Genomic DNA, 6,820 nt, shown 5'->3' with positions numbered 1-6,820 from the left:
ATAATCGCTAATTGCCTTCTGAGTTTCGGCAATACGCCCCTGACGCTCATCTTCCGAAAGCCTTTTCAGTCCACCCTCGACCTGCTCCCGCACACGAGGGTTGTTCTGTAGCTGGGAAAGGTTGGTCCGCAGAAGCTTGCAGTCCTCGGCGCGTCGGCTTTCTTCCTCAGCGACTTTCTTTTTGACCACGCTGTCGACTGCGCGCTGCTCTGCCTCACCGTCTATTGCCGACTTCGAGTTGGCAGGCGCTGGCGGGGTGGGCGGTTTCTGAATATCAATCTGTTGGGTTTGTCGCCCGGCGGGGGGCTGGGCATCAAAATGGGTAACGCCCTGATCGTCGACCCATTTATAAATCTGAGCCGCTTGGGCAGTGGTGCCGAGCGTCAGTGCCACCATGATGGCGATAATCATGCAACGCATGCTGCTTCCTTCCAGGTACGTTTGTCCTGAAAACTACCACAAGGCTGTGTTCATCACCTTATTCGGCGCACTTTGGTGCGGTTAATTGGAAGAAAGCTCACGGATGACTTGACTTGGGGCAGTCGAATCACAACAATCCAAAGTTCGCTGTGAAGGGACTGCCAGAAGCAGACCATCTCGGTAGATCATGAGGCGCACACCCGCGCCGACCTGTTACACCCGCAACGCGTTACCTCGCGCTGGGTGGGAACGCCCCGAAACACTCAGGGGTTACCCAATACTTGCTCAGTCAGTGCTGACGTAGTCGGCGACCACCGTCGCTCATGCTCTGCTTGGCAGTAAAACCTATTAAGACCCGTCCTCGTTTGTGGACGGTATTCTGGCGTTTTAGAGGTGAACAACGTGGAGCTCTTATCCGGCGCTGAAATGGTCGTCCGCTTTTTGCGTGACGAAGGCGTTAAGCATATCTACGGGTACCCAGGCGGTGCCCTCCTGCACATTTACGACGCCCTGTTCAAAGAGCCTGCCGTGAACCACATTCTTGTTCGTCACGAACAAGCGGCGACGCACATGGCTGACGGCTATGCGCGCGCTACCGGCAAGGCCGGTGTGGTACTGGTCACTTCAGGTCCAGGTGCTACCAACGCAATCACCGGTATCGCCACGGCTTACATGGATTCGATTCCAATGGTCGTGCTGTCGGGTCAGGTCGCGAGCACACTGGTCGGCACCGATGCATTCCAGGAAACCGACATGATCGGTATTTCCAGGCCGATCGTGAAACACAGCTTCATGATCAAGCATCCATCGGAAATCCCTGAAGTTCTGAAAAAGGCATTCTATCTGGCGCAGTCCGGTCGTCCCGGCCCCGTGGTTGTCGATATTCCAAAGGATATGACCAACCCGGCCGAGAAGTTCGAGTACGTATTCCCCAAGAAAGCCAAGCTGCGCTCCTACAGCCCGGCCGTCCGTGGTCACTCGGGTCAGATCCGCAAGGCAGTCGAAATGCTGCTGGCAGCCAAGCGTCCGATCATTTATGCCGGTGGCGGCGTGATCATGGGCAATGGCTCCGAGCCGCTGACTGAGTTGGCGCAAAAGCTCAACGCTCCCGTGACCAATACCCTGATGGGCCTGGGCTGCTATCCAGGCATGGACCGTCAGTTTGTCGGCATGCTGGGGATGCACGGCAGCTACACTGCCAACCTGGCGATGCACCACGCTGACGTGATCCTGGCTGTTGGCGCGCGTTTTGACGACCGTGTCATCAACGGTGCGGCCAAGTTCTGCCCGAATGCCAAGATTATCCACATCGATATCGACCCGGCGTCCATCTCCAAGACCATCAAGGCTGATGTGCCTATCGTGGGTCCGGTCGAGAGCGTTCTGACTGAAATGGTCGCGACCCTCAAGGAAATCGGCGAGCTGCCCGACAAGGCGCTGGTCGCCAGCTGGTGGAAGCAGATTGACGAGTGGCGTGGCGATCGTGACCTGTTCCCGTACAACCCGGGCGATGGCAGCGTTATCAAGCCGCAGAAAGTCATCGAGACCTTGTGCGAAGTCACCAACGGCGATGCCTTTGTGACGTCCGACGTTGGTCAGCACCAGATGTTTGCTGCCCAGTATTATCGCTTCAACAAACCGAATCGCTGGATCAACTCCGGCGGTCTGGGCACCATGGGCTTTGGCTTTCCGGCTGCGATGGGTGTCAAGCTGAGCTTCCCTGAAGCGCACGTTGCGTGTGTAACAGGCGAAGGCAGTATCCAGATGAACATTCAGGAGCTGTCGACCTGCCTTCAATACGGTCTGCCTGTAAAAATCATCCTGCTCAACAACGGCGTGCTGGGCATGGTTCGCCAGTGGCAGGACATGAGCTACAGCGGTCGTCATTCCCACTCCTATATGGAGTCGCTGCCTGACTTCGTGAAACTCGTCGAAGCTTATGGCCACGTCGGGATGAAGATCACGGATCTGAAAGATTTGAAGCCGAAGATGGAAGAGGCGTTCGCCATGACGGACCGTCTGGTATTCATCGACATTCAGGTTGACGTCACCGAGCACGTTTACCCGATGCAGATCAAAGACGGCTCCATGCGCGATATGTGGCTCAGCAAGACGGAGCGGACTTAATCATGCGGCACATCATTTCCCTTTTGCTGGAAAACGAACCGGGTGCACTGTCTCGCGTCGTCGGCCTGTTTTCACAGCGCAACTACAACATCGAAAGCCTGACCGTGGCACCGACCGAAGACCCGACCCTGTCGCGTCTGACGCTGACCACTGTCGGCCAGGATGAGGTGATCGAGCAGATCACCAAAAACCTCAACAAGCTGGTCGAGGTAGTCAAACTGGTTGATCTGTCGGAGAGCGCTCACATCGAGCGTGAGCTGATGCTCATAAAGGTCAAGGCTACGGGCGCCCAGCGCGCCGAGATCAAGCGCACCACGGATATCTTCCGCGGGCAAATCGTTGACGTCTCAGCCAGCGTTTATACCGTGCAGCTGACCGGTACGAGCGACAAGCTGGACAGCTTCATTCAGGCCATCGGCACTGCCGCTATCCTGGAAACAGTACGCAGCGGCGTAACGGGCATTGCCCGTGGCGACAAAGTGCTGAGCATCTAATCTCATTTTGCAAAATGGCCTGAAGGCCACGATAACAGGGGAATTCCATGAAAGTTTATTACGACAAAGACTGCGACCTTTCGATCATCCAGGGCAAAAAAGTTGCCATCATCGGTTACGGTTCCCAGGGCCACGCTCAAGCGTGCAACCTGAAAGACTCCGGCGTTGATGTCACTGTTGGTCTGCGTAAAGGTTCGGCTACTGTCGCCAAGGCTGAAGCCCATGGCCTGAAAGTGACTGACGTCGCTTCGGCTGTTGCTGCTGCTGACCTGGTCATGATCCTGACCCCGGACGAGTTCCAGTCCGCGCTGTACAAGAACGAAGTTGAGCCGAACATCAAGAAGGGCGCTACCCTGGCCTTCTCCCATGGCTTCGCGATTCACTACAACCAGGTCGTGCCACGCGCTGATCTGGACGTGATCATGATCGCGCCAAAAGCGCCAGGTCACACTGTTCGCACTGAATTCGTCAAAGGCGGCGGCATCCCTGACCTGATCGCTGTTTACCAGGACGCTTCGGGCAACGCCAAAAACGTCGCACTGTCTTACGCTTCGGGCGTGGGCGGCGGCCGTACCGGTATCATCGAAACCACATTCAAAGACGAGACTGAAACCGACCTGTTCGGCGAGCAGGCTGTTCTGTGTGGCGGTACTGTTGAGCTGGTTAAAGCTGGTTTCGAGACGCTGGTTGAAGCTGGCTACGCTCCGGAAATGGCTTACTTCGAGTGCCTGCACGAACTGAAGCTGATCGTTGATCTCATGTACGAAGGCGGCATCGCCAACATGAACTACTCGATCTCCAACAACGCCGAATACGGCGAGTACGTGACTGGTCCTGAAGTGATCAACGCCGAATCCCGTCAGGCCATGCGCAACGCTCTGAAGCGCATCCAGGACGGCGAATACGCGAAGATGTTCATCAGCGAAGGCGCTACCGGCTACCCTTCGATGACCGCCAAGCGTCGTAACAACGCTGCTCACGGTATCGAAATCATCGGTGAGCAACTGCGCTCGATGATGCCGTGGATCGGTGCCAACAAAATCGTCGACAAAGCCAAGAACTAAGTCCTCGCGACGCTGTTTTGCGCTAGAAAAACGCGGCCAATCGGCCGCGTTTTTTCGTTATGCGCAGACGCTTCTGGTATAAAGCTGCATCGTTTGCGGACGAACACTCGTCGCAAGCATCTGTCGAAACTTTCCACACCGTTGCAAGGTAAAGTCTATGAGCGAACGTCCTGAAGAGCCAAACAAGGCCTCTGACGCCGAAAGCCTGCTACCGATCGATGAGCACATTGAAGAAGGGCATGACGCCGAAGGCCGCAAGGTCCGGCATCGCGGTATCTATCTGCTGCCCAATCTGTTTACCACTGCGAACCTGTTCGCCGGCTTTTATTCCATTATCAGCTCCATGAGCGCACAGAGTGCCTTGGCTGCGGGAGATACCGCTGGGGCGAGCAAGTATTTTGCTTTTGCCGCCATCGCCATCTTCGTCGCCATGGTGCTTGACGGTCTGGATGGGCGGGTGGCGCGGATGACCAATACTCAGAGCGCATTTGGCGCGGAGTACGACTCTCTGTCTGACATGGTCGCTTTCGGTGTTGCCCCGGCGCTCCTGGCCTTTGGCTGGGCATTGGGAGACATGGGCAAGGTCGGCTGGATGGTCGCCTTCATCTATGTCGCCGGTGCTGCGCTGCGTCTTGCGCGTTTCAACACCATGGTTGGCAAGGCTGACAAGCGCTACTTTATCGGTCTGGCCAGCCCTGCGGCGGCGGGCGTTGTTGCGGGTACCGTGTGGGCATTCAGCGACTACGGAATTCAGGGTTCCAAGCTGTCTTTCCTGGTTGCGCTGTTGGTTGCTGCTGCGGGCATGCTGATGGTCAGCAATATCAAGTACAACAGCTTTAAGGAGCTGGACCTGAAAGGGCGTGTGCCGTTTGTCGCGATTCTGGCAGTCGTGCTGGTCTTCGCTGTCGTGTTCAGCGACCCGCCGCGCATTTTGCTGCTGATTTTCCTCGCTTATGCAGCATCTGGCCCGATTCAGTATTTGTTACGTCTTCGTCGCCACAAGTCGGCCGAATGATGTAATTTCCCCCATACTCCACAGTCTATTGGTGCATCAGTTCCTCTGGATTGTGGAGTCATCATGCTAATCAAAATTCCGTCAGCGTCCGCTTGCAAAGAGTCGGACGTCACCCCCGAATCTATCTATCTCTCTCGCCGTGGCCTCTTGGGGGCTTCGCTCGCCGGGTTGGCCGTCAGTGCCATGCCACGTTGGGCGAGCGCTGCTGATCCTTCTCTTTATCCGGATGTTGAGCCTGGCAAGGCTCCCGGCTGGTTTGCCGAGAAGCTTCCCGACACCAAGTGGCAGGCGGTCAACGTCAAGGGGGAGGCGATCACCCCCTACAAGGATGCGACGCACTACAACAACTTCTATGAGTTCGGCACCGACAAGGGGGATCCGGCGCAGAATGCCGGGTCGCTGAAAACCGAGCCATGGACTGTGGTCATCGATGGCGAGGTCGGTAAGCCGGGTCGCTATGCACTCGAAGACTTCATGAAGCCTTATCAGTTGGAAGAGCGCATTTATCGACTGCGCTGTGTGGAGGCCTGGTCCATGGTCATTCCCTGGATTGGTTTTCCCATCTCCGCATTGCTCAAGCAGGTCGAGCCTACCGCCAAGGCGAAGTACATCCGTTTTGAAACCTTGCAGGACCCAAAAACGATGCCGGGGCAGCGTTCGGGTTTTGCGCTGATCGACTGGCCTTATGTCGAAGGACTGAGGCTGGACGAAGCGATGAATCCTTTGGCGATTCTTGCGGTTGGTATGTATGGGCGTGAGCTGCCTAACCAGAACGGCGCGCCGCTGCGTTTGGTGGTGCCATGGAAGTACGGCTTTAAAAGCGTGAAGTCCATTGTGAGAATCAGCCTGGTCAGCGAGCAGCCCAAGACGACCTGGCAAAGTATCGCCGCTAACGAATATGGCTTTTATGCCAACGTGAACCCGACGGTCGATCACCCCCGTTGGACGCAGGCACATGAGCGCAGGTTGCCGAGCGGGTTGTTTAGTCCCAATGTGCGGCAAACCGAAATGTTCAACGGGTACGGGGAGGAGGTTGCCTCCTTATACACAGGCCTGGATTTGCGGAAGAATTATTGATGCGTTACCCGTTCTGGCGCTTCGGCGTTTTTTTTGCTGCCTGTGTTGCCCCGGTGCTCTGGTTGTATCAGGCATGGATCTTTGCACTGGGGCCTGATCCAGGGAAGGTGCTTGTCGACAGGCTCGGTCTGGGGACTCTGATACTGCTACTCATTACGCTGGCAATGACGCCACTGCAGAAACTGACGGGGTGGGCGGGCTGGATCGTCGTCAGGCGTCAGTTGGGTCTGTGGTGCTTCGCTTATGTCTTCATGCACATGAGTGCATACGCGGTCTTCATACTGGGGCTGGATTGGTCGCAGTTAGGCGTTGAGCTGGTGAAGCGGCCTTACATCATTGTCGGCAGCCTGGCTTTTATAGGGCTGCTGGTGCTGGCGGTGACATCCAACCGCTACAGTCAGCGGCGGCTGGGCAGTCGCTGGAAGAAGCTACACCGGCTTATATACGTGATTTTGGGATTAGGCCTGCTGCATATGTTCTGGATTGTGCGGGCGGATTTGAAGGAGTGGTCCTTATATGCGGTGATAGGGCTGGGATTGCTTGCTCTTCGTATCCCAATGATTGCAGGGCGAATCCCGCGTCTCATAGGTAGAAAGCCAAAAGTTCCCACAAAAGCGTAAATA

7 protein-coding genes are annotated in these 6,820 nt (G+C 56.2%); 6 read left to right on the top strand and 1 reads right to left on the bottom strand.

All coding sequences use genetic code 11. The features are described 5' to 3' along the window. Positions 1-420: DUF4124 domain-containing protein (locus H8S59_RS25175; RefSeq protein WP_187523188.1), on the bottom strand; the 420-nt coding region annotated here is incomplete at its 3' end. A gap of 402 nt (positions 421-822) precedes the next feature. Here H8S59_RS25175 and H8S59_RS25170 point away from each other — a divergent pair. The 6 genes from H8S59_RS25170 to msrQ all read left to right on the top strand — a co-directional run bounded on the left by H8S59_RS25170 (position 823) and on the right by msrQ (position 6,817). Continuing rightward, complete coding sequence (locus H8S59_RS25170) at positions 823-2,547, top strand: acetolactate synthase 3 large subunit (RefSeq protein WP_095098655.1); 1,725 nt, start codon at positions 823-825, stop codon at positions 2,545-2,547. A 2-nt stretch (positions 2,548-2,549) separates the two neighbouring features. Continuing rightward, positions 2,550-3,041: an acetolactate synthase small subunit gene (gene ilvN, locus H8S59_RS25165; protein WP_020293234.1), complete on the top strand. Its 492-nt coding sequence runs from the start codon at positions 2,550-2,552 to the stop codon at positions 3,039-3,041. Between the two features lie 47 nt (positions 3,042-3,088). Continuing rightward, the gene (gene ilvC / locus H8S59_RS25160) at positions 3,089-4,105 is read left to right on the top strand and encodes a ketol-acid reductoisomerase (RefSeq protein WP_027900358.1); all 1,017 of its coding nucleotides are present in this window, start codon (positions 3,089-3,091) and stop codon (positions 4,103-4,105) included. Between the two features lie 157 nt (positions 4,106-4,262). Further along, on the top strand, positions 4,263-5,120 hold the full coding sequence (gene pssA, locus H8S59_RS25155) for a CDP-diacylglycerol--serine O-phosphatidyltransferase (RefSeq protein ID WP_095098222.1): 858 nt from the start codon (positions 4,263-4,265) through the stop codon (positions 5,118-5,120). 63 nt (positions 5,121-5,183) lie between these two features. Further along, on the top strand, positions 5,184-6,197 hold the full coding sequence (msrP, locus tag H8S59_RS25150) for a protein-methionine-sulfoxide reductase catalytic subunit MsrP (RefSeq protein ID WP_095098219.1): 1,014 nt from the start codon (positions 5,184-5,186) through the stop codon (positions 6,195-6,197). Beyond that, on the top strand, positions 6,197-6,817 hold the full coding sequence (gene msrQ, locus H8S59_RS25145) for a protein-methionine-sulfoxide reductase heme-binding subunit MsrQ (protein WP_187523187.1): 621 nt from the start codon (positions 6,197-6,199) through the stop codon (positions 6,815-6,817). Before msrP ends, msrQ begins: the two co-directional genes overlap by 1 nt. Positions 6,818-6,820 lie beyond the last annotated feature (3 nt).

This window comes from Pseudomonas folii (genome assembly GCF_014357575.1).
Lineage (GTDB): Bacteria > Pseudomonadota > Gammaproteobacteria > Pseudomonadales > Pseudomonadaceae > Aquipseudomonas > Aquipseudomonas folii.
The sequence above is the reverse complement of the archived record's forward strand: the minus strand, read 5'-3'. Positions and strand labels throughout refer to the sequence as shown.